This is a genomic window from Paractinoplanes aksuensis (genome assembly GCF_024137025.1).
GTDB lineage: Bacteria > Actinomycetota > Actinomycetes > Mycobacteriales > Micromonosporaceae > Actinoplanes > Actinoplanes aksuensis.
In genome coordinates, this window is record NZ_JAMYJR010000014.1 from 52,321 (window position 1) to 71,216 (window position 18,896).

Here is an 18,896-nt window from a genome sequence, read left to right on the forward strand (position 1 = left end):
GCGACCCGCACTTCCCGGGACAACCAGGTCGTCGCGGACAGCGGGACCTGAGGCATTCCGATCCCGGGCGGGCGACCGGCCGGCTCGAGCGTTGGTGGGCGTTGGCACGGTCGACGGGGCAGGAGCGGCTGAACAAGGTGCCGCGGGCTGCCCACCGTCGAGAAAGAGCGCACCCGGTCGCTGGTGAGCTGTGGGCGCAGCCGGTTGCTGGTGGGCTAGGCGCAGCCGGTTGCTGGTGGGCTGGGCGCAGCCGGTTGCTGGTGGGCTGGGCGCAGCCGGTTGCTGGGGAGGGTGCGGGCACAGCCGGGAGCGGCTGAGGGGAGAAGCTGGCCGGAGCGCCGCATCGTGGTCGGTTGATCGGGTTTCTGGGCCTGTTATGTGCGGGTGCGGCGGGTGTGGCCGCGGCCTGTGTGCCAGGACTCGATGACCAGGTGGTCGGCGGGGACGCCCACATAGGTCAGCACCACCTCGTGGATGTCGATGCGGAACAGGCCCGCGTCGTCGCCGTGGGGCCAGTCGGGTGGGTGGGGCAGGGCGACCGCGACGCCCGCGAGTTTGGCGTCGCCGGGGCCGGACTCGGGGTTGTCGGTGGGTGGTTCCAGCGTGGGGGCGTGCATCGCGAGGCGGGGGTCGCGGCGCAGGTCGTGCAGTTTCACCGAGTCGGCCATCATGCCGAAGGTGAGTTCGCCGTCTTGGAAAGCCGCCTCGCTCGCGCTGATGCGGGGTGCGCCGTCGCGGCGCAGGGTGGCGATCGTCTTGTTGGTGCCCGCGTCGAAGAGAGCCTTCACCCGCTGGGCGAAGGCCGGTGCGTCCTGCTCGATCTCATGCCAGCTAGCCATGTCGCTGACCCTAGGGCGGGGGTACGACAGAAAGTCAGAAGAGCGTGTAGCGCGACTGGGCCAGCGTGAAGCCGTGTCCCGTTTCGTCGTCCTTGCAGGTCAGGCCCGCGCTGTCGCTGTCACACCGCACTGTGCCGGAACGGAGCGCCTGGCCGTACTCGAGGGTGGTCTCCGACGTACCCACCAGGGTGTCCCCCGCGCAGGTGAACGTGGCCTCGCCGCCGGACACGACCAGGCCGTTGCCCCAATCGAGTTCGCAGTCGGCGGGCTTGGCCGGTGGCTTCCAGGTCTTGCGGACGATGTCGCAGCGCACCTCGGACTCGGTCAGTGCGCACGCGATGTTCTGGGAGGGGGTGCGGAACATGGCTTCGTCGACGACGGCGGGCGCGGTGCGGGCCGAAGTGGGGCCGCCAAATCCGACATTTGCCGACGGTGTTGAGGTCGGGCCGGCACCCGAGCCGCCCTCGGTCGAGGATTCGAACAGGGAGCAGCCGGAGAGCGCGCCCAGCAGGGCCACTGCGACGAGGCCGCGGATCATCGGTGCCATGGTCAGGGCAGTCTAAGAAGGGTGGGCAACACGCGCACGGCGGGCCTTGACGATCACGCCCGGAACGAAGACTGTCGACACGATGGGGACGCGGGATCTGCACGAAAGGCTGCCGCACGCGCTGCGCGAGGCGGTGGACGACTTCGGCCGGCACCTGAGCCGGGTCGACAATCGTTCCGAGCAGACCGTGCGGGCCTACGTCAGCGATGTCGTCTCGCTGCTCGATCATGCCGCGGGGGCCGGGGTCACCACTCCGGACGAGGTCGACCTCGCGCTGCTGCGGGCCTGGTTGGCCGCGCGCATGCGGCAGGGGGCGGCCCGCGCCACCCAGGCCCGCCGGGCCGCGGCCGCCCGGGCCTTCACGGCGTGGGCGTTCCGCGACGGTCGCATCCCGTCCGATCCGGGCGCGCACCTGGCCAGCGCCAAGGCCCACCGCACGCTGCCGACCGTGTTGCGGGCCGACCAGGCTACGGCCCTGGTCGAGGCGACCGCCGCCGACGAGGTCGAGGGCCTTCGCGACCGGGCCGTGCTGGAACTGCTCTATGCCACCGGCGTACGGGTCAGTGAGCTCTGCGGCCTCGACCGGGCCGACCTGGACGAGGGGCGCCGGGTCGTCCGCGTCTTCGGCAAGGGGGCCAAGGAGCGCGCCGTTCCCTACGGCCTGCCCGCCCAGCGCGCGCTCGACGACTGGCTGCGCCGGGGCCGCCCGCGGCTGGCCACTACGACCAGTGGCGACGCGCTCTTCCTGGGCGTGAAGGGGGGCCGGGTGCAGCAGACGGTCGTGCGCCGCATCGTCGACGGGGCCGCGCGGGCCGCCGGCCTGCCGCACACCAAGCCGCACGACCTGCGCCACTCGGCCGCCACCCACCTGCTCGACGGCGGCGCCGACCTGCGGGCCGTGCAGGAACTGCTCGGGCACTCGTCGTTGTCGAGCACCCAGATCTACACCCACGTCTCCACCGAGCGCCTGCGGGCGGCCTTCAAACAAGCGCACCCCCGAGCCTGACCCCGTACGATCGGATTGTGAGCGCGCCTGAACCGCCCGTGACCCTCCCCGGCGCCCGCCTTCTGTTCTCGCTGGATCCCGGCGTGTCCTATCTCAACCACGGCTCGTTCGGCGCCGTGCCGATCGGGGTGCAGCGCGCCCAGCAACGCCTGCGCGACGAGATCGAGTCGAACCCGCTGCGCTTCTTCGCCCAGGGCCTGAGCGACCGCGTCATCCACACCCGACGCCACATCGCCTCTTTCCTGGGGGCCGATCCCGAGCTCAGCGCGCTGGTGCCCAACGCCACCACCGCGGTCTCGCTGGTGCTCAACTCTGTACGCCTCGAATCGGCCGATGAGGTGCTGCTGACCGACCACAGCTACGGCGCGGTCGCGATGGCGGCCCGGCGCCGCTGCCGCCGGGCCGGCGCGACCGTGCGGACCGTCGCGCTGCCGATGCCGGCCACCGACGCCGAGCTGATCAGCCGGGTGCGCGCCGCCCTGCGCCCGGGACGCACCAAGTTGCTGATCATCGACCAGCTCTCGTCGGCGACGGCGATGGCCTTCCCGGTTCGCGAGATCGTCGCCGCCGCCCACGAGCACGAGATCCCGGTTCTGGTCGACGCGGCCCACGTGCCGGGCATGCTGCCGGTCGACGTCGCCTCGATCCGGGCCGACTTCTGGGTGGGCAACCTGCACAAGTGGGCCTTCGCGCCGCGCGGCACGGCCCTGCTCTCGGTGGCCGCCGGGTGGCGTCGCAAGATCGAGCCGCTGGTCGTCTCGTGGGATCAGGACCAGGGCTACCCGCACGCGGTGGAGTCGCAGGGCACTGTCGACTACACGCCCTGGCTGGCCGCCCCGGCCGGGCTCTTCACGCTGCGCACCCTGGGCTGGGAGGAGGTGCGGGCCCACAACGCGGCGCTGGCCGCGTACGGCCAGCGGGTGGTGGGTGAGGCGCTCGAGGTGCCGGTGGCCGAGCTGCCCCAGCCGGCCGGGCCCGACATCTCGATGCGCATCGTGCCGCTGCCGGCCGGGCTGGCCACCACCGCCCCCGAGGCGCAGGAGCTGCGCCAGCACATCGCCGACAAGCTGGCCGTCGAGACCGCCGTGAACGCCTGGGGCGGCCGCGGGCTGCTGCGGCTGAGCGCTCAGGTCTACAACCGCGCCGACGAGTACGACCGGTTCGCCGAGCGCCTGCCGCAACTGCTGCACGACTACCGCGCCTGATCGACCGGCAGCAGCCTTACCCGGCCCAGCCCGAGCAGCAGCAGCGGGTCGAGGTAGAGATCGCCTCGCCGCAGACCCCAGTGCAGGCAGGCAGCCTGGGCGCAGCCGTGGTGGCCGGGCTCGAGGCGCCCGATCGGGTCGCCGGGGGCGACGACCGTGCCGAGGTCGACCGTGGCCGTCACCGGCTCGTAGGTCGTGCGCAAGCCACCGGCATGACCGACGCTTACGACCCCACGACCCGCCACACGGCCGGCGAACAGGACGATGCCCGCCCCGGCCGACCGCACCACCGCGGTGGGCGGCGCGGCCAGGTCGGCCCCGCGATGCCCGGCCAGCCAGGGCTGAGCGGGCGGATCGAAGGACCGGACGACCGTGGGCGGCACGATCGGCCACCCGAAGGATGTGACAACGAGCAGGATCAGCAGTTGGAGCATGCCGACAACCTGCCGCACCAGAACCCGGAAAAACAGGCCTGTGGATAACCCGTCCGACCACCCCGCCCGCCGCCCCTAGAAAGGACTGAAGGCTCTGCTCATTTAGTTACCGAAACCCGGCTCGTCGGGCAGCGAGATGTCGGGCTTCTCGAGCTCTTCGACGTTGACGTCCTTGAACGTCATGACCCGCACGTTCTTGACGAACCGGGCCGGCCGGTACATGTCCCAGACCCAGGCGTCGTGCATCTCGACCTCGAAATACACCTCGCCGTCGGAGTTGCGCACGTGCAGGTCGACCTGGTTGGCCAGGTAGAACCGGCGCTCCGTCTCCACCACGTAGGAGAACTGGCGGACGATGTCGCGGTACTCCCGGTAGAGCTGCAGCTCCATCTCGGTCTCGTACTTCTCGAGATCCTCTGCGCTCATCGCTTCTCGCCCTCCATGGCCTCATCTTCCCCCACCGACGGCGACGGCTGAGGCTGCTCGCCCGACGCCACGCCGACGGTACTCCCAGGGGTCTCCGGAAGCACCAGGGACGCGGTCTCGGATGCATCAAACAGTACTGGTTGCACCGCCTCGGGCGACACGCGCGGCACGGGACGGCGCGCCCGGGGCGGACGGTTGCCGCGGCCCGAGGCGGCGGCGACGTTCACGTACGAAAATCGGTGCTCGGCACAGGGGCCGTGCTGCTTCAACGCGGCGCTGTGGTCCTCGGTGATGTAGCCCTTGTGCACCGCGAACCCGTAGGCCGGGAACTGGTCGTCCATCTCGACCATGATGCGGTCCCGGGTGACCTTGGCCAGCACGCTCGCCGCGGCCACACAAGCGGCCACCCGGTCACCCTTCCAGACCGCCAGCCCGGGTACGCCGAGCCCGTCGACCGGGAAGCCGTCGGTCAGCACGTATTCCGGCGGGGTGGTCAGCGAGGCCAGGGCCCGGCGCATCGCGGCCAGGTTGCAGACGTGCAGCCCGCGCGCGTCGACCTCGGTGGCCGGCACGATCACCACCGACCAGGCCAGCGCCCGGGCCACCACCTGCTCGTAGACGCGCTCACGGGCGGCCGGGGTCAGCAGCTTGGAGTCGGCCAGTTCGTCGATCTCGCCGCGCTTGCCCTCGGGCAGGATGGCCGCACCGGCGACGAGCGGCCCGGCGCAAGCGCCCCGACCGGCCTCGTCGGCGCCCGCCACGTGACTGAAGCCCCGGCGCTGCAGGGCGCGTTCCAGGGCGTACAGGCCGCCCTCACGGCGGACCACGGTGCGCGGTGGGGCCAGCATCAGGGCAACCGCCACAACAGACCGGGGAGCTCGACCGGGAAGATCGACTCGGCGCTGGCCTCGATCTCGTCGGCCGACCACCAGCGGTGGGCGGTGATGGTGGCCTTCTCTTCGTCGTCCATGCCGGCGAAGTCGACCTGCCACTCGGGGACGCGCAGAACGAAGAAGTGCTGTTCCTGGCTGTATTCGAGGCCGCCGTAGCTGAACTCGGTCTGCTGGTGCCAGAACGGCTCGCCCAGGGCGCTCGCCTCGATTTGCAGGCCGACCTCTTCGTACAGCTCGCGTGCGGCGCCCTGCGCGGGCGTCTCGTCGCTTTCCAGCCCGCCGCCGGGGGTGAACCACCATGTGGTGCCGGGACGGGCCGGGTCGCCGCCGAAGAGCAGCAGGGCGCGCCCGGCCGGGTCGACCAGCAGCACGCGGGCGGCGCGGCGTTCGACAACGGTCACGCCGACCAGCCTATTGCGAGAACAGTGGATCTTACGACTGCGGGTCCGGAATCGCGCTGAAACCGTTCGGCACCGACAGCCAGGTGGCCCGGTTGACCGGCCAGAACACGGTGAAGGCGCGACCGACGATCGAATCCTCGGGGATCGTCGCCTCTTGCACGTTCTTGTTGCTGTCCTGGTAGTGCTCCAGCGAGTCGCCGGAGGCGGAGCGGTGGTCGCCCATCACCCACAGACGGTTCGGCGGCACGGTGACGTCGAACTCCTCGTCGGCCGGGAGATCCTGCTCGCCAGCCTCGTTCGTGAAGATGTACGGCTCGTCCAACTGAACGCCGTTGATCTCCAGCTTACCCACGCTCGACTTGTAGACGATGTGATCGCCCGGCACCCCGATGATGCGCTTGATGAAGTCTTCACCCTCGGCCCCCGACTGCCACGCGGCCGGCGCCTCGAACACGATGATCTCGCCCCGGCGCGGTTCCCGGAAGTCGTAGACGAGCTTGTTGACGAGCACCCGGTCGAGCACGTTGAGCGTGTGCTCCATGGACGGCGACGGAATGTAGAACGTCTGGAGAACGAAGGCCCGGACCAGCACGGCCACCAGGATCGCCACGCCCAGAAGAATCGGAAGCTCGCGCCAGAACGAACTGCGCTTCTTTTCCGTCTGCTCGTCAATCACGAGGGGAGCCTACGTCGCCGGGTCACGAACGGCAGTCCGGAACGCGCGGATATCGCGGCACTTAACAGAAAGGGAAGGGCGAAAATCTCGGTCGCCGGATCGTTCTCGCGCACCGGCACGGTGCCCGGTGCGGCCGCGGTCGGATGGTCGGCCGCGAACGCCTTCCACTCGTCGGGGACGGAGAGGCTGGTGAACCGGTTGCTGGGCCAGACGATGACGAATGCCCGCCCGATGATGTTGCTGATCGGCACCGGACCCTGGCACCGCGCGTCCTGCGAGACCTGGCGATGGTCGCCCATGACGAACATCTCACCCGCCGGGACGACCACTTCGGTGAAGCGGCGGCTCGTGCACTGGTTGGGATTGGGCGGCTGATTCAGGTCGGAATTGAATCCGTCGGCGATGTACGACTCGTCGATGCCGACGCCGTTGACCGTGATCCGGCCCTTGGCGTCGCAGCAGGCGATCTTGTCGCCGGGCAGGCCGATCACCCGTTTGATGAAGTCACGCTCACCCGGGCGGCTGACCCCGACGAGGTCGCCGATCGTGCGCCCGAGCTTGGCCGCGAACGTGTTGCTGACCGGCTCGGTGACCTCGGGCGTCCAGTTCTCGTCGCCCCGGAACACCACGATCTCGCCCCGGACCGGGTCGCGCATGTCGTAGATGACCTTGTTGACCAGCACCCTGTCCTTGACCAGCAGGGTGTTCTCCATCGACCCGCTGGGGATGTAGAACGCCTGGACCAGGAACGTGCGGATCAGCACCGCGAGGCAGAACGCCACCACCAGCAACAGCGGCAACTCCTGCCAGAGCGGCATCTCCTTACGCCGCCGTACCATCGATCGCCGCCGAGAGGCCGGGCCGTAGCCCTCCATCGGTTCCACGCTTCGCATCTCCCGCCGCCGACCGGCCGAACCACCCCGGATACAGCACTACCGCCCGAGTGGCTCCCCTAACGGGGACTTACGGGCGGTAGTGCTGGAAGGGTTCACACTGATCCCATCCGGCACAGGGCAAGAGTAATGCCCGGATGCTGAGGGATCGATGAGATCAAACCGTCTGCTTCTCGCGAAGCTCCTTGATCTTGGCCTTCTTGCCGCGGAGCTCACGCAGGTAGTAGAGCTTGGCGCGACGGACGTCACCGCGGCTCACGACCTCGATCTTGTCGATCGCCGGGCTGTTGATCGGGTAGGTCCGCTCGACCCCGACGCCGAAGCTGATCTTCCGGACCTTGAAGGTCTCGCGGAGACCGGCGCCCTGACGGCCGATCACGACGCCCTGGAAGATCTGGACGCGGGAACGGTTACCTTCGACGACCCGGGCGTACACCTTGAGGGTGTCGCCGGCGCGGAAGTTGGGGAGGTCGGTGCGCTGCGACTGGGCGTCGAGAGCGTCCAGCGTGTTCATCGCTGCATCCTCGTTATTCATGGCGCACCGGGAGTTCGATGCGCGGCTGGGTACTACTGATCCCCTATGACCTCAGAGGATCCTCGACCTCACCCCGCGGCGCGGAGCGAAATCGGCAACCTCACTACTTTGCCACAGAGGGCGGCGTGATCAGAAATCCACCCTCGTCGAGCGCTTTCCTGTCTTTTTTGTCCAAGTTATCGGCCGGGTACACCGCCATCATGTCCGGCCGCCGGGACGCCGTACGCAAAAGGCTCTGATCCCGCCGCCATCGCGCGATCTTGCCGTGGTCGCCGGAGCGCAGGATCTCCGGCACCTCCCGCGAGCGCCACGACGCCGGCTTGGTGTAAACGGGCGATTCGAGCAGCCCCGCGGCGTGCGACTCCTCGGTCAGCGAGTCCGCGTTCCCGAGTACGCCGGGCAGCAGCCGGACGATCGCTTCCATGATCACGATGACCGCGACCTCGCCGCCGAACAGCACGTAGTCCCCGAGCGATACCTCCCGCACCGGCATCCGGGCCGCCGCGTCGTCGATCACCCGTTGGTCGATGCCCTCGTACCGCCCGCAGGCGAAGATCAGGTGGTCGAGCTCGGCCAGCTCGTGCGCGTCGGCCTGGGTGAACGGCCGGCCCACGGGCGACGGGACGATCAACGTGCCCTCGCCCACCGCGTCCAGGGCCTGCCCCCACGGCTCGGGCCGCATCACCATGCCCGGCCCACCCCCGTACGGGGTGTCGTCCACCGTGCGGTGCACGTCCGACGTCCAGGTGCGCAGATCGTGCACGGCCACGTCGAGCAGCCCGGTCGTCCGCGCCTTGCCGATCAGCGACAGCTCGAGCGGGGCGAAGTACTCCGGGAAGATCGAAATGATGTCGACGCGCATCTAGAGATCCAGCAGACCCTCGGGCAGGTCGACGATGACACGACCCCCGGCCAGATCCACCGTCGGCACGATCGCGCTCACGAACGGGATCAGCGCCCGGCCGCCGTCGGCCTTCTTCAGCACGATCAGGTCGGAGGAGGGCGCGTGCTCGATCCGCTCGACCGAGCCGTGCAAAGTGCCGTCGGCCGACTCGACCCGGAGCCCGACCAGCTGGTGGTCGTGGAACTCGTCGGGATCGTCGGGCGGGGTCAGCTCATCGCTGTCGACCTGCAGAAATACGCCGCGCAGCTCTTCGGCGACGTTGCGGTCGTAGATGTTCTCGAACACGGCGATGCCGCGGCCCTGATGCCAGCGGATCGACTCGAGCACGAGCTGCTTGGGCACGTCGAACTTGACGCCGGGAACGGCCGCCGGGCCGGTGCTCACGCGGCGGTCCCGAGGGACCTCCGTCACGAACACCGACCCGGGGACGAAACGTTCTTCCGGTTCGTCGGTCCGCACGACCACCGAGACCTCGCCCCGGATGCCGTGCGGCTTTCCGATCTGGCCGACTACTAGAAGCACTTCAATTTCCTTGCAGTACGGCGAAGCCGTTCTTGGAGCACATGTCAGTACGCGTCGACGATGTCGACGCGGATGCCGCGCCCACCGATCGACCCGATGACCTGCCGCAGGGCCTTGGCCGTGCGCCCGCCGCGCCCGATGACCGTTCCCAGGTCCTCCGGGTGCACGCGCACCTCGAGCCGCTTGCCGCGACGCGAGTCGACCAGCCGGACCCGGACGTCGTCCGGGTTGTCGACGATGCCCTTGACGAGGTGCTCCAGCGCCGGCCGGAGCGCCCCGTCAGCTCGCGTCGGCGCCGGCACCGGCCGGGTCCTCTGCGGTCTCGGCGACAGCCTCACGGTTGGGCTCGGCCGGGTCGGCGGCCTTGGTCTGCGCCGGCTTGGCCTCGGCGGCCTCCGGAGCAGCGGCGACCTTCTCAGCCTTGGCCGGAGCCTTCTTGGCGGTCTTGGCCGGGGTCTCGGCGACACCGGCGGCCGACTTGGCCTCGGCCTCGTAAACCTCGGTGCGGCTGACCTTCGGCTCCGCGACGAGCAGCGGCGGCGGGGCCGGGAGGCCCTTGAACTGCTGCCAGTCACCGGTCTTCTCGAGGATGCGCTGCACGGCCTCGCTCGGCTGGGCGCCGACGGAGAGCCAGTACTGCACGCGCTCGGACTTGACCTGGATGACCGAGGGGTGTTCCTTCGGCTGGTAGATGCCGACGTACTCGATGGCGCGGCCGTCGCGCTTGGTGCGCGAGTCGGCGACGACGATGCGGTACTGCGGGTTGCGGATCTTGCCCATCCGCAGGAGCCGGATCTTAACGGCCACGGTTCTCTTCGCTCCTGAATGACTACGAGGCGAGGCAGGGTGTTCCCGTGGGGACAGGCTCACCGGTGTCTCATGGATTGGCCACGCAGAGGGGTTAGAGGGCGCCTCACGCGAGCCGGATACCAGGGAACCATTCTGCCAGACGGGAGGGGGTGACTCCCAATCGGCCCGGATTATTCGACAAAGCAAGATCAAAATCTGGAGGTCGTAGCTGGGTGGTGGGTTGCCGACCGCAGCTCCCGCCGAGGGTCGCTTCGCTCCACGTGCGTGAGCGCTTGCGCTCAACCCCGCAACCCCCTGTGGACAACGCACCCGCCTGTGGACAACGCGAACCACTCCGAGCCGACATCCGCTAGGTTCCCACCCTGGGTGGGGCGGCGGAAAGGGACGAACGCGAGGACTCGGTCAGATACGGGCGACGACCGGGCGGTCCCAGCCCGCGGGCAGCGCCGTCGGAATCAGCCAGGCCGGGTCGGGGCGGAAGTCGCGCCAGGTGCCGTCGAACGGGAAGTCGCCGGCCTCGATCAGCTTGATCACTCGGTGGCCCTCGGCCCACACTGCGGCCTCGTCGGGGACCCAGTAGAGGTCGGGACGGGCCAGGCGCTCGGCGAACTCGTCCTCGTCCTTCCACGTCCAGGTCAGGTCGGAAAGAGCGACGATGTCGAGGTCCTGGTCGACCACGTCGATGCCGGCCGTGGCGCCGTCGTCCCAGCGGACGGCGGATTCCTCGAGGTTGACGTAGTAGTTCTTGAAGGCGCCGTCGTCGGTGAAGAAGAACCAGACCGAGTGGTCGGCGCCGGCCGGGAAGAAGCGCAGGACGCCAGGGCCACGCCAGGTGGTGAGCGTCATCTGCTTGGGCGCGGCCTCCCAGGCCACGAACGACGGCATGTCGCGCGGCCCGCGGGCGTCGGTCGTGGTCTCGATCGCGGCCGCCGCGCCGCGGGCGATCCAGAGCAGCAGCCCGCGGTCGTCGTCGGCGACGACCCGGGCCACGTGCACGAAACCGAGCCGGCCGTGATGCGTGTCGCGGTGCAGCACGAGCCGGCCCGGCTCGAAACGGGTCAGTAGGAACGCGCCAGGATCGCGACCAGGTTCGGTTCCTCGTCGGAGTCGGGCATCGTGCCGTCGGGGCGGACCAGGCAGCGAACCGTGACGGCCTTGCCGTTGGCCTCTTTCTCACCGGCCTCGCCCACGGCCGACCACGGCACCCGGGCCCAGCCCGTCTGCGCGGCCTCGATCGCCTCGCCCAGCGTCTTGACCTCGACCGTGTTCGCCTCGCGGAAGGCCACCGCCTCGTCGTACAAACGCTGCTGGTCGGCCTTGAGGGCGCTGGTCACCGCGCCCAGCACGTCGCCGAGCGGGGTCGGGGTCTTGGAGCCGTCGATCCGGCGGGCGATGGTGACGCTGCCGTTGGCCAGGTCACGGGGGCCGACCTCGATGCGGATGGGCACACCCTGCAGCTCGGCGTCCACGGCCCGGCGGCCGAACGGGATGTCGGCCCGGTCGTCGAGTTTCACGCGTACGCCGGAGGCCTTGAGTTCGTCGCGGAGCTTGGCCGCCGCTTCGACGACGCCTTCACCCGCCTTGACCACCATGACCTGGACCTGGATGGGGGCCAGGCGCGGCGGCAGCCGCAGGCCGTTGTCGTCGCCGTGCACCATGATCAGGCCGCCCACCATGCGGGTCGACGTGCCCCACGAGGTCGTCCAGGCGTGCTCGACCTTGCCGTCCTTCGACGAGTACGTGATGTCGAAGGCCTTGGCGAAGTTCTGGCCCAGCTCGTGCGAGGTGCCCATCTGCAGCGCCTTGGTGTCGCCCATCATGGCCTCGACGGTCATGGTGTTGGTGGCGCCGGCGAACCGCTCCCCCTTGGTCTTGCGGCCGGGGATGACCGGGATGGCCAGCAGCTCCTCCATGAACGCCTGGTAGACGTTGCGATGGATGTTGCGGGCGTGCTGCCGCGCGAGCTCCTCGGTGGCGTGCGCGTCGTGCCCCTCCTGCCAGAGGAACTCGGTGGTGCGCAGGAACGTGCGCGGCCGCAGCTCCCACCGCACGACGTTGGCCCACTGGTTGAGCAGCAGGGGCAGGTCGCGGTACGAGTCGACCCACTTGGCCATGAACTCGCCGATGACGGTCTCGCTGGTCGGGCGGACCACCAGCGGCTCGGCCAGCTGCTTGCCACCCGCGTGGGTGACCACGGCCAGCTCGGGCGAGAAGCCCTCGACGTGGTCGGCCTCGCGGCGCAGGTAGCTCTCGGGGATGAACAGCGGGAAGTAGGCGTTCTGTACGCCCTCTTCCTTGATCCGCACGTCCATGTCGGCCTGCATGCGCTCCCAGATGGCCCAGCCCACCGGCCGGATGACCATGGTGCCGCGCACCGGCCCGTTGTCGGCCAGCTGCGCCTTGGCGATCAGGTCCTGGTACCAGCGGGGGAAGTCCTCCGCGCGGGGAGTGAGCACTCGAGCCATGAGGCGACATCTTAGTCGCGCGCGTGCGCAACCCTCGGGGAGGGCGTCTCGTGTCCTTTATCAGGGGAGGCGGTGCCGAATGAATGCCGTCGATGAGTTCGACGAGTTCTACCGCGACACGTCCAGACGGTTGGCGCGCTATGCCTACGGGCTCACGGGTGACGTCGCCGACGCTCAGGACCTCGTGCAGGAGGCGTACGCCCGGGCTTGGCAGCGCTGGCGGCGGTTGTCCGGCTACGAGGACCAGGAGGCGTGGCTGCGGCTCGTGGTCAACCGGCTCTCGGCCGACCGGTGGCGCCGCCTGGGCGTACGCCGGGCCCGGGCCGCCGCCGAGCCGCCCCCTCGCCCCGCGGCTCCCCCGTCCGAGAACACCGTCCTGCTGATCAGCGCGATGCGGGCCCTGCCCATGGTGCACCGCCGCGCGCTGGCCCTGCACTACCTGCTCGACCGGTCGGTGGCCGAGATCGCGGCCGAGACCGGCGCCTCCACCGGCACGGTCAAGTCCTGGTTGTCCCGCGGGCGCACCGGCCTGGCCGCGGCGCTCGGCCCCGCGTACGAGCCGGAAGGAGTGCGTGATGCCCACTGACCTCGACGACCTGTTCGGCGACCTGAGCCGCACGGCCGACACCATCCCGCTGGCCCCGGCCGAGCAGGCCCGCCGGCGCGGGCGGCAGCGCAACCGCAACCAGGCCCTGGTCGCGGCGGCCGTGGTGGCGCTGGTGGCCGTGGGCGTCTCGGTGGCCGTACGCCCCCGGCCGCACGAGACGCATCCGGCCGGTCTGGCGCCCCCGCTGACCGAGGTCGGCTCGCCGTTCGAGTTCGGCGGCCGGGCGACGTTCTCGCTGTCCTCGATCGACGACGACCGGTTCTTCACGGGCTGGCGGGCCGGGGACGGCACGGTCAAGGTGGTCGCCGCCAATCTGCACTCCAACCAGGTGGTGTGGCCGGCCCGGACGATCGGCCGCTTCGACGACTTCAGTGGCGTCACCGCCCTGCCGCAGGCCCTGCTGGTCTTCACCGTCCCCGACCGCGACGCCGTTCCGTTGAACGACACCAACCCCGATCGCGAGATCCACGTGCTCGACCCGGCGGACGGGCGGGAACGGTGGAAGTTCAAGGCCCCGGTGGCCGACGACCTGCTGCTCGACGACAAGGTGCTGGTGCGGACGTCGGCGCAGACCGGGCGCACCGAGGCCTTCGACTGGAAGACCGGCGCGACGCGATGGTCGCTGCCGCCCGGTGACGACCGTCCGGCGTACACGGTGGGCCTGCGCACGGCCGACGACATCAACCTCACCCGGTTCACCGGCGACCGCATGGTCCAGGTGACCCGGAGCGGCCAGGTCCGGATGCTGAACGTGGCCGACGGGCGGCTGCTGCGGACAACCACGATCCCGGCGCCGAGGGAGGGTTACACCTTCGTCGCGTACGAGGGCTGGCTGTACAACTACGAGCGGTCGGGCGCGGTCGACAGCCCGTTCCGGGTGCGGGCCACCGATCTGTCCACCGGGAACACGTCCGTCGTGTTCGACGCGGCCGCCAGGCACACGGTCAGTGCCCTCTGGCCCTGCGGCTCCGGCCGGATCTGCCTGTCCGACGCCGACCTCGACCAGAACACGTTGGTACGGACCGTCGAGGTGGCCAGTCGCAAGCAGCTCTGGCAGGTCGAGGCCGGCCGGGGCGGCGCGTTCGGCAGTTCGATGCGCGGCTACACCCTGCTGGGCGGCAGCGACGGGGCAACGGTCATCGACGCCAACGGCCGGAGCGTCTACACCACCAGGACGGAAAGCCTGGACTGGCTCTCCGACGACGCCCTGCTGGCCGTGGCGGCCGACGGCACGGTGTCGCGCCTGCAACTCGCCGACGGCCGGCCGACCGCTCTGGGCCGGATGCCGATGGCGATCAACATGTGCGTGAACAACGAGACCCGCATGGTGTGCCCCTCGGAGACCGAGGTGCGCGTCTGGAGCCTCACCGGATGACGCGACCGCGCAACACGATCCGGCTGGGGGCACGCACCACCGTCAGCTCACGCCGGGGGTCGGCCTCGTAGACCACCAGGTCGGCGAGGCCCCCCTCGACCAGCCCCGGGAAGCCCAGCCATTCGCGGGCCCGCCACGAGGCGGAGGCGAGGATGTCCTCCGCCGGGAGGCCGGCCTCTTCGAGGATCAGCATCTCTTCGGCGACCAGCCCGTGCCGGATGCCCCCACCGGCGTCGGTGCCGACATAGATAGGGACACCGGCCTCGTGGGCAGCCCGCACCACGGCCGGGAAACCCTCCATCAGCCGGACCATGTGATCGGCGTACGTGTCGAACTTGCCCCGGGCCCGCTCGGCGATCCCCCCGAACGTCCGAATGTTGATCATCGTCGGCACCAGGGCCGTGCCCCGCCGGGCCATCTCGTCGATCAGGTCGAGCGACAGGCCGGTGCCGTGCTCCACCGAGTCGACGCCGGCGCGGACCATAATGTCGACGCCCTCTTCGCTGAATGTGTGCACGGCCGCCCGCACCCCGGCCGCATGCGCCGCGTCAACGGCGGCGGCCATGGTCTCGGCGTCCCAGGACGGCGCCAGATCGCCCTTGTCGCGGTGGATCCAGTCGCCGACCAGCTTCACCCAGCCGTTGCCCGCCGCGGCCTGCTCGGTGACGGCCGCCCGCACGTCATCGACGCCGTCCACCTCAATGCCAACATCACGCAAGTACCGCTTCGGCGGCGCCACATGCCGCCCGGCCCGGGCCAGCCGCGGAATTTCGGCCTCGTCCTCGAGCTCCGGATACGGAAACGGCGACCCCGCATCCCGCAACGCCAGCACTCCAGCGTCCCGATCAGTCGCCGCCAGCTCCCGCGCTTGATCAAGGCTGGTGATCGGCTTGGCCCCGAACGCGATCCCCAGATGACAGTGCGCATCAACCAGCCCCGGCACCACAAACCCGCCATCACTGATCGTCTCAGCATCCTTGACCGGCTCGAACGTGACCCGATCCCCCACCAGCCAGAGATCCTTCACTTCGCCGTCAGGCAGCACAACCCCACGCACATGAAACGCCATGCCCACAGTCCTACCGGACCAGGCGCGCCCCTGTCCTGGCAGCCCTCATCCGGTCTCGCTTACGCGTCCAGGCCGGGAGATCCAACGTGATCTCCCAGGGAACATTGACCGTGACACATTCGTCCGTCTGCTTCATCTCGACATAGCGGCCGTTGGAGTGGAGGGAGAACTGCGTGAACGTCACCCGCTCCGCCAGCGGATCAATGATCCAGTAGAACGGAATCCCAGCACCCGCGTAATGGGCAAGCTTGTCTTTACGGTCAGTGTTCCGCGACGACTTCGAGATGACCTCGACGACCAGGAGAGCGGCGTCCGCCGGGATGAACGTTTCTGGCGCCGCCTCGGGCAAGATCACCACATCGGGGCGGAGTTCAACGTGGGGCTCGAGAAAGAGCGCCTGCTCGATGTTGACGACGAACTCTTCAGGACAGCGCTGATCGATGGCGAATCCGATGTTTTTGCTGATCAATTGATGGGTGAGGTTGGCGTGGGGGGCCAAGACGAGCCTTCCGTCGATCAACTCATAACGAAGATCCTCGGGAAGGTCAGCCAGGTCATCGACGGTCAAGTCGCGCCGCTCAAGCAGATGAGGGTCGACACGGGAGAGCACAGCGGTCATCGAATCCTCCTCGACGGGATCGCGCTCAACCATACTAGTCACCCGACCAGTTGCTCTATGCCAATATTGATCAGGCGCGACTGGCGTGCCGGCCTGGTCGCAGCCTACTAAGAGCGGAGCACGGTATCCCTGGGTCCGGCGTACTCGAACGTCTGCCACCAGCGGTCCGAGAGCCTAGGAAGATCTATTGCGACGGGGAACGGGTCGTTCACAGTAAATACTTCGCGAGTGCTCATCCCGGCGTCGAAACCGCCGCCGGGAGCGCGCCGGAAGACCGTCAACGCGGCCCCCACCAGCCGCGCCGACTCGAACACCCAGTAGGCGGGCACGTCGCGCTCGACATAGGCCCGCGAACGTTCAAGCATGTCGGCGAAAAGCCAGCGCAGCTGAACGACGTCGATCACTAATCTGATGTCACCATCGCCACCGGGACCCAGAACAACGAGGTCCGGCGGCGGCATCTCTTCGCTCTCCGGCCACAGCGTCGGGCGCGGCAAGACCTGGAAGTCGTGCGGGCACGACACCTTCAAACTGGACATCACTGCGAGACCGGCCAGGTCGGACAGCGGAGATCGGTCCCACAGATCGAGGCGACCGTCGATCAACTCGTAACGACACTCGTCGGGCAGGATCGAGAGTTCGTCAACAGTGAACTCAACTTCGGGCAGCACGTAATCAGCAACCATAGTCGCATGCTACTTTACATGCGACTAGTCCGCGACTCCTGCATTTACTTCTTGTCGTCGTCCTTCTTCTGCTGCTTCATGAGCTTGTTGAAGTCGAGGTTGGGAAGGTTGAAGCCGCCCGCTCCACCGCCGCCCAGCGCGTTCGGGTCCAAGCCCGGGGGGAGCTGGGGCATGCCGCCCGGGAAGCCGGCCGGAAGGCCACCGCCGCCGCCCATACGGGGACGGTTGTTGCCGCCCTTGGTGCCCTTGCGCTTGTTCTTCGGGCTCTTCGTGGCCTTGCGCCGGTTGCCGCCGGGCAGGCCCATCATGCCGCCCATCTGCTTCATCATCTTCTGCGCGTCGGCGAAGCGGTTGAGCAGCTGGTTGACGTCCATGACCGTGACGCCCGAGCCGTTGGCGATGCGGGCGCGGCGGGAGCCGTTGAGGATCTTGGGGTTGGTGCGTTCGCCGGGGGTCATCGAGCGGATGATCGCGGCGACCTTGTCGAAGTGCTTGTCGTCGAGCTCGGCCAACTGGTCCTTCATCTGGCCCATGCCGGGCATCATGCCCAGGATGTTGGCGATCGGGCCCATCCGGCGCACGGCGATGAGCTGGTCGAGGAAGTCTTCCAGCGTGAAGCTCTCACCGGCGAGGAGCTTGCCGGTCATCTTCTCTTTCTGGTCCTCGTCGAAGGCCAGTTCGGCCTGCTCGATGAGGGTCAGCACATCGCCCATGCCGAGGATGCGGCTGGCCATGCGGTCGGGGTGGAAGAGGTCGAAGTCCTCGAGCTTCTCACCGGTCGACGCGAACAGGATCGGCTCGCCGGTGACCTGGCGGACCGACAGCGCGGCGCCACCGCGGGCGTCGCCGTCGAGCTTGGAGAGCACCACGCCGGTGATGCCGACGCCGTCGCGGAAGGCCTCGGCGGTCTGCACCGCGTCCTGACCGACCATGGCGTCGATGACGAACAGGACCTCGTCGGGGTCGACCGCGTCGCGGATGTCGCGGGCCTGCTGCATCATGTCCTCGTCGATGCCGAGACGACCGGCGGTGTCGACGATGACGATGTCTTTGGCGGTGCGGCGGGCGACGTCGATCGAGTCTTTGGCGACCTGGACCGGGTCGCCGATGCCACTGCCGGGCTCGGGGGCGTAGATGTCGACGCCGGCCCGGCCCGCGATCACCTGGAGCTGGTTGACCGCGTTGGGGCGCTGCAGGTCGGCCGCGACCAGCAGCGGCTGGTGGCCCTGGCCCTTGAGCCAGCGCGACAACTTGCCGGCCAGCGTGGTCTTACCGGCGCCCTGGAGGCCGGCCAGCATGATCACCGTGGGCGGCTGCTTGGCGAACTGGAGCCGCCGGCCCTCGCCGCCGAGGACCTTGACCAGCTCCTCGTGGACGATCTTGATGATCTGCTGGGCCGGGTTGAGCGCCTGGGAGACCTCGGCCCCGCGGGCCCGCTCCTTCAGGCTGAAGATGAAGGCCTTGACCACGGGCAGCGCGACGTCGGCCTCGAGCAGCGCGAGACGGATCTCGCGCGCGGTGGCGTCGATGTCGGCGTCGGTGAGCTTGCCCTTGCCCCGGAGCTTGGTGAAGATGCCGGAGAGGCGGTCACTCAAAGTGTCAAACACGGTGAGACATCCCGATGGTCAGAAGAGAGCGGCGTCGGGCCAAGCCTAGCCGCCCGCGGGGAGGCTCACCGGTTCCGCATGCGGTACGTCTTCTGGGCGGCCTCGATCCGCCGCTGGGTGCGGGTGCCGGGGGCGAGCCCCTTCTTGGCCTTCGAGTACAGGTAGTACCCGCCGCCGACGGCGAGCGCGCCCACGATCAGATAGAACAGCACCGGGCCGATCAGCGAGCTGACCACCCAGCCGACGGCGATCACTCCGGCGATCATCGCCACCAGAAATGCCACGGCCTTACCCATCCCGGCCTCCCCAAATAAAAGCGTCGACCTCCACCATGACGCAGGCGGGCAAGCTGCCGCATCGGCCGTATCCCTGAGCGT

At 69.1% G+C, this 18,896-nt stretch carries 24 protein-coding genes; 4 read left to right on the forward strand and 20 right to left on the reverse strand.

Annotated features, from left to right (window positions below):
* Positions 1-374: 374 nt before the first annotated feature.
* Complete coding sequence (locus M1L60_RS15025) at positions 375-839, reverse strand: pyridoxamine 5'-phosphate oxidase family protein (RefSeq protein WP_253238033.1); 465 nt, start codon at positions 837-839, stop codon at positions 375-377.
* A gap of 34 nt (positions 840-873) precedes the next feature.
* Positions 874-1,386, reverse strand: a complete 513-nt coding sequence (locus M1L60_RS15030; RefSeq protein ID WP_253238034.1) for a DUF6636 domain-containing protein — start codon at positions 1,384-1,386, stop codon at positions 874-876.
* Between the two features lie 82 nt (positions 1,387-1,468).
* On the opposite strand from M1L60_RS15030, the gene M1L60_RS15035 reads away from it, so the two are divergent.
* Both M1L60_RS15035 and M1L60_RS15040 read left to right on the forward strand, forming a co-directional pair.
* Entirely contained in the window at positions 1,469-2,392 is a 924-nt protein-coding gene (locus tag M1L60_RS15035; RefSeq protein WP_253238035.1) for a tyrosine recombinase XerC, read from the forward strand.
* Between the two features lie 17 nt (positions 2,393-2,409).
* Positions 2,410-3,597 (forward strand): aminotransferase class V-fold PLP-dependent enzyme, encoded by a 1,188-nt coding sequence (locus M1L60_RS15040; protein WP_253238036.1) that lies wholly within the window; start codon positions 2,410-2,412, stop codon positions 3,595-3,597.
* On the opposite strand, the gene M1L60_RS15045 is transcribed toward M1L60_RS15040, so the two are convergent.
* The 13 genes from M1L60_RS15045 to proS form a co-directional block, all read right to left on the reverse strand.
* A complete protein-coding gene (locus M1L60_RS15045) occupies positions 3,585-4,031 on the reverse strand; it encodes a M23 family metallopeptidase (RefSeq protein ID WP_438862110.1) in 447 nt (148 codons plus the stop codon). The two genes, M1L60_RS15040 and M1L60_RS15045, sit on opposite strands and share 13 nt — an antisense overlap.
* A gap of 102 nt (positions 4,032-4,133) precedes the next feature.
* The gene (locus M1L60_RS15050) at positions 4,134-4,457 is read right to left on the reverse strand and encodes a DUF2469 domain-containing protein (RefSeq protein ID WP_221378596.1); all 324 of its coding nucleotides are present in this window, start codon (positions 4,455-4,457) and stop codon (positions 4,134-4,136) included.
* The gene (locus M1L60_RS15055) at positions 4,454-5,305 is read right to left on the reverse strand and encodes a ribonuclease HII (protein ID WP_253238037.1); all 852 of its coding nucleotides are present in this window, start codon (positions 5,303-5,305) and stop codon (positions 4,454-4,456) included. Before M1L60_RS15055 ends, M1L60_RS15050 begins: the two co-directional genes overlap by 4 nt.
* Positions 5,305-5,751: an NUDIX hydrolase gene (locus M1L60_RS15060; protein ID WP_253238038.1), complete on the reverse strand. Its 447-nt coding sequence runs from the start codon at positions 5,749-5,751 to the stop codon at positions 5,305-5,307. The genes M1L60_RS15055 and M1L60_RS15060 overlap by 1 nt, the downstream gene beginning before the upstream one ends.
* A 31-nt stretch (positions 5,752-5,782) precedes the next feature.
* On the reverse strand, positions 5,783-6,427 hold the full coding sequence (lepB, locus tag M1L60_RS15065) for a signal peptidase I (RefSeq protein ID WP_253238039.1): 645 nt from the start codon (positions 6,425-6,427) through the stop codon (positions 5,783-5,785).
* The gene (gene lepB, locus M1L60_RS15070; protein WP_253238040.1) at positions 6,424-7,320 is read right to left on the reverse strand and encodes a signal peptidase I; all 897 of its coding nucleotides are present in this window, start codon (positions 7,318-7,320) and stop codon (positions 6,424-6,426) included. The genes lepB (M1L60_RS15065) and lepB (M1L60_RS15070) overlap by 4 nt, the downstream gene beginning before the upstream one ends.
* A gap of 157 nt (positions 7,321-7,477) precedes the next feature.
* On the reverse strand, positions 7,478-7,834 hold the full coding sequence (gene rplS / locus M1L60_RS15075) for a 50S ribosomal protein L19 (protein WP_253238041.1): 357 nt from the start codon (positions 7,832-7,834) through the stop codon (positions 7,478-7,480).
* A 124-nt stretch (positions 7,835-7,958) separates the two neighbouring features.
* Positions 7,959-8,717, reverse strand: coding sequence for a tRNA (guanosine(37)-N1)-methyltransferase TrmD (gene trmD, locus M1L60_RS15080; RefSeq protein ID WP_253238042.1), 759 nt, complete (start codon positions 8,715-8,717; stop codon positions 7,959-7,961).
* Positions 8,718-9,281 carry a ribosome maturation factor RimM gene (gene rimM / locus M1L60_RS15085; protein WP_253238043.1) on the reverse strand — a complete coding sequence of 188 codons (564 nt, stop codon included), beginning with the start codon at positions 9,279-9,281 and terminating at the stop codon, positions 8,718-8,720. It lies immediately after the preceding gene.
* Between the two features lie 44 nt (positions 9,282-9,325).
* A complete protein-coding gene (locus M1L60_RS15090; RefSeq protein ID WP_014447131.1) occupies positions 9,326-9,583 on the reverse strand; it encodes an RNA-binding protein in 258 nt (85 codons plus the stop codon).
* Entirely contained in the window at positions 9,561-10,088 is a 528-nt protein-coding gene (rpsP, locus tag M1L60_RS15095; protein ID WP_253238044.1) for a 30S ribosomal protein S16, read from the reverse strand. The genes M1L60_RS15090 and rpsP overlap by 23 nt, the downstream gene beginning before the upstream one ends.
* A 405-nt stretch (positions 10,089-10,493) precedes the next feature.
* A complete protein-coding gene (locus tag M1L60_RS15100; RefSeq protein WP_253238045.1) occupies positions 10,494-11,126 on the reverse strand; it encodes a ribonuclease FAU-1 family protein in 633 nt (210 codons plus the stop codon).
* Between the two features lie 23 nt (positions 11,127-11,149).
* On the reverse strand, positions 11,150-12,556 hold the full coding sequence (gene proS, locus M1L60_RS15105) for a proline--tRNA ligase (RefSeq protein WP_253238046.1): 1,407 nt from the start codon (positions 12,554-12,556) through the stop codon (positions 11,150-11,152).
* 79 nt (positions 12,557-12,635) lie between these two features.
* On the opposite strand from proS, the gene M1L60_RS15110 reads away from it, so the two are divergent.
* Both M1L60_RS15110 and M1L60_RS15115 read left to right on the forward strand, forming a co-directional pair.
* Positions 12,636-13,142 carry a SigE family RNA polymerase sigma factor gene (locus M1L60_RS15110; protein WP_253238047.1) on the forward strand — a complete coding sequence of 169 codons (507 nt, stop codon included), beginning with the start codon at positions 12,636-12,638 and terminating at the stop codon, positions 13,140-13,142.
* Positions 13,132-14,538, forward strand: a complete 1,407-nt coding sequence (locus tag M1L60_RS15115; protein ID WP_253238048.1) for an outer membrane protein assembly factor BamB family protein — start codon at positions 13,132-13,134, stop codon at positions 14,536-14,538. Before M1L60_RS15110 ends, M1L60_RS15115 begins: the two co-directional genes overlap by 11 nt.
* Here the strand turns inward: M1L60_RS15115 and M1L60_RS15120 are convergent.
* From M1L60_RS15120 to M1L60_RS15140, 5 genes are all read right to left on the reverse strand, one after another.
* On the reverse strand, positions 14,528-15,607 hold the full coding sequence (locus tag M1L60_RS15120; protein ID WP_253238049.1) for an amidohydrolase family protein: 1,080 nt from the start codon (positions 15,605-15,607) through the stop codon (positions 14,528-14,530). The two genes, M1L60_RS15115 and M1L60_RS15120, sit on opposite strands and share 11 nt — an antisense overlap.
* Before the next feature lie 10 nt (positions 15,608-15,617).
* On the reverse strand, positions 15,618-16,259 hold the full coding sequence (locus M1L60_RS15125) for a Uma2 family endonuclease (RefSeq protein WP_253238050.1): 642 nt from the start codon (positions 16,257-16,259) through the stop codon (positions 15,618-15,620).
* Positions 16,260-16,333: 74 nt separating this feature from the next.
* Entirely contained in the window at positions 16,334-16,912 is a 579-nt protein-coding gene (locus tag M1L60_RS15130; RefSeq protein ID WP_253238051.1) for a Uma2 family endonuclease, read from the reverse strand.
* Between the two features lie 44 nt (positions 16,913-16,956).
* Positions 16,957-18,519, reverse strand: coding sequence for a signal recognition particle protein (gene ffh / locus M1L60_RS15135; RefSeq protein WP_253238052.1), 1,563 nt, complete (start codon positions 18,517-18,519; stop codon positions 16,957-16,959).
* Between the two features lie 65 nt (positions 18,520-18,584).
* Positions 18,585-18,815 carry a hypothetical protein gene (locus M1L60_RS15140; RefSeq protein ID WP_221378581.1) on the reverse strand — a complete coding sequence of 77 codons (231 nt, stop codon included), beginning with the start codon at positions 18,813-18,815 and terminating at the stop codon, positions 18,585-18,587.
* Positions 18,816-18,896: the final 81 nt, after the last annotated feature.

Excerpts from the sequence above, each read along its gene's own strand:
- M1L60_RS15025 (WP_253238033.1), bottom strand. The coding sequence starts at position 839 with ATGGCTAGCTGGCATGAGATCGAGCAGGACGCACCGGCCTTCGCCCAG.
- M1L60_RS15030 (WP_253238034.1), bottom strand. The coding sequence starts at position 1,386 with ATGGCACCGATGATCCGCGGCCTCGTCGCAGTGGCCCTGCTGGGCGCG.
- M1L60_RS15035 (WP_253238035.1), top strand. The coding sequence starts at position 1,469 with ATGGGGACGCGGGATCTGCACGAAAGGCTGCCGCACGCGCTGCGCGAG.
- M1L60_RS15045 (WP_438862110.1), bottom strand. The coding sequence starts at position 4,031 with ATGCTCCAACTGCTGATCCTGCTCGTTGTCACATCCTTCGGGTGGCCG.
- M1L60_RS15050 (WP_221378596.1), bottom strand. The coding sequence starts at position 4,457 with ATGAGCGCAGAGGATCTCGAGAAGTACGAGACCGAGATGGAGCTGCAG.
- M1L60_RS15055 (WP_253238037.1), bottom strand. The coding sequence starts at position 5,305 with ATGCTGGCCCCACCGCGCACCGTGGTCCGCCGTGAGGGCGGCCTGTAC.
- lepB (WP_253238040.1), bottom strand. The coding sequence starts at position 7,320 with ATGCGAAGCGTGGAACCGATGGAGGGCTACGGCCCGGCCTCTCGGCGG.
- rplS (WP_253238041.1), bottom strand. The coding sequence starts at position 7,834 with ATGAACACGCTGGACGCTCTCGACGCCCAGTCGCAGCGCACCGACCTC.
- trmD (WP_253238042.1), bottom strand. The coding sequence starts at position 8,717 with ATGCGCGTCGACATCATTTCGATCTTCCCGGAGTACTTCGCCCCGCTC.
- proS (WP_253238046.1), bottom strand. The coding sequence starts at position 12,556 with ATGGCTCGAGTGCTCACTCCCCGCGCGGAGGACTTCCCCCGCTGGTAC.
- M1L60_RS15110 (WP_253238047.1), top strand. The coding sequence starts at position 12,636 with ATGAATGCCGTCGATGAGTTCGACGAGTTCTACCGCGACACGTCCAGA.
- M1L60_RS15115 (WP_253238048.1), top strand. The coding sequence starts at position 13,132 with ATGCCCACTGACCTCGACGACCTGTTCGGCGACCTGAGCCGCACGGCC.
- M1L60_RS15120 (WP_253238049.1), bottom strand. The coding sequence starts at position 15,607 with ATGGCGTTTCATGTGCGTGGGGTTGTGCTGCCTGACGGCGAAGTGAAG.
- M1L60_RS15125 (WP_253238050.1), bottom strand. The coding sequence starts at position 16,259 with ATGGTTGAGCGCGATCCCGTCGAGGAGGATTCGATGACCGCTGTGCTC.
- M1L60_RS15130 (WP_253238051.1), bottom strand. The coding sequence starts at position 16,912 with ATGGTTGCTGATTACGTGCTGCCCGAAGTTGAGTTCACTGTTGACGAA.
- M1L60_RS15140 (WP_221378581.1), bottom strand. The coding sequence starts at position 18,815 with ATGGGTAAGGCCGTGGCATTTCTGGTGGCGATGATCGCCGGAGTGATC.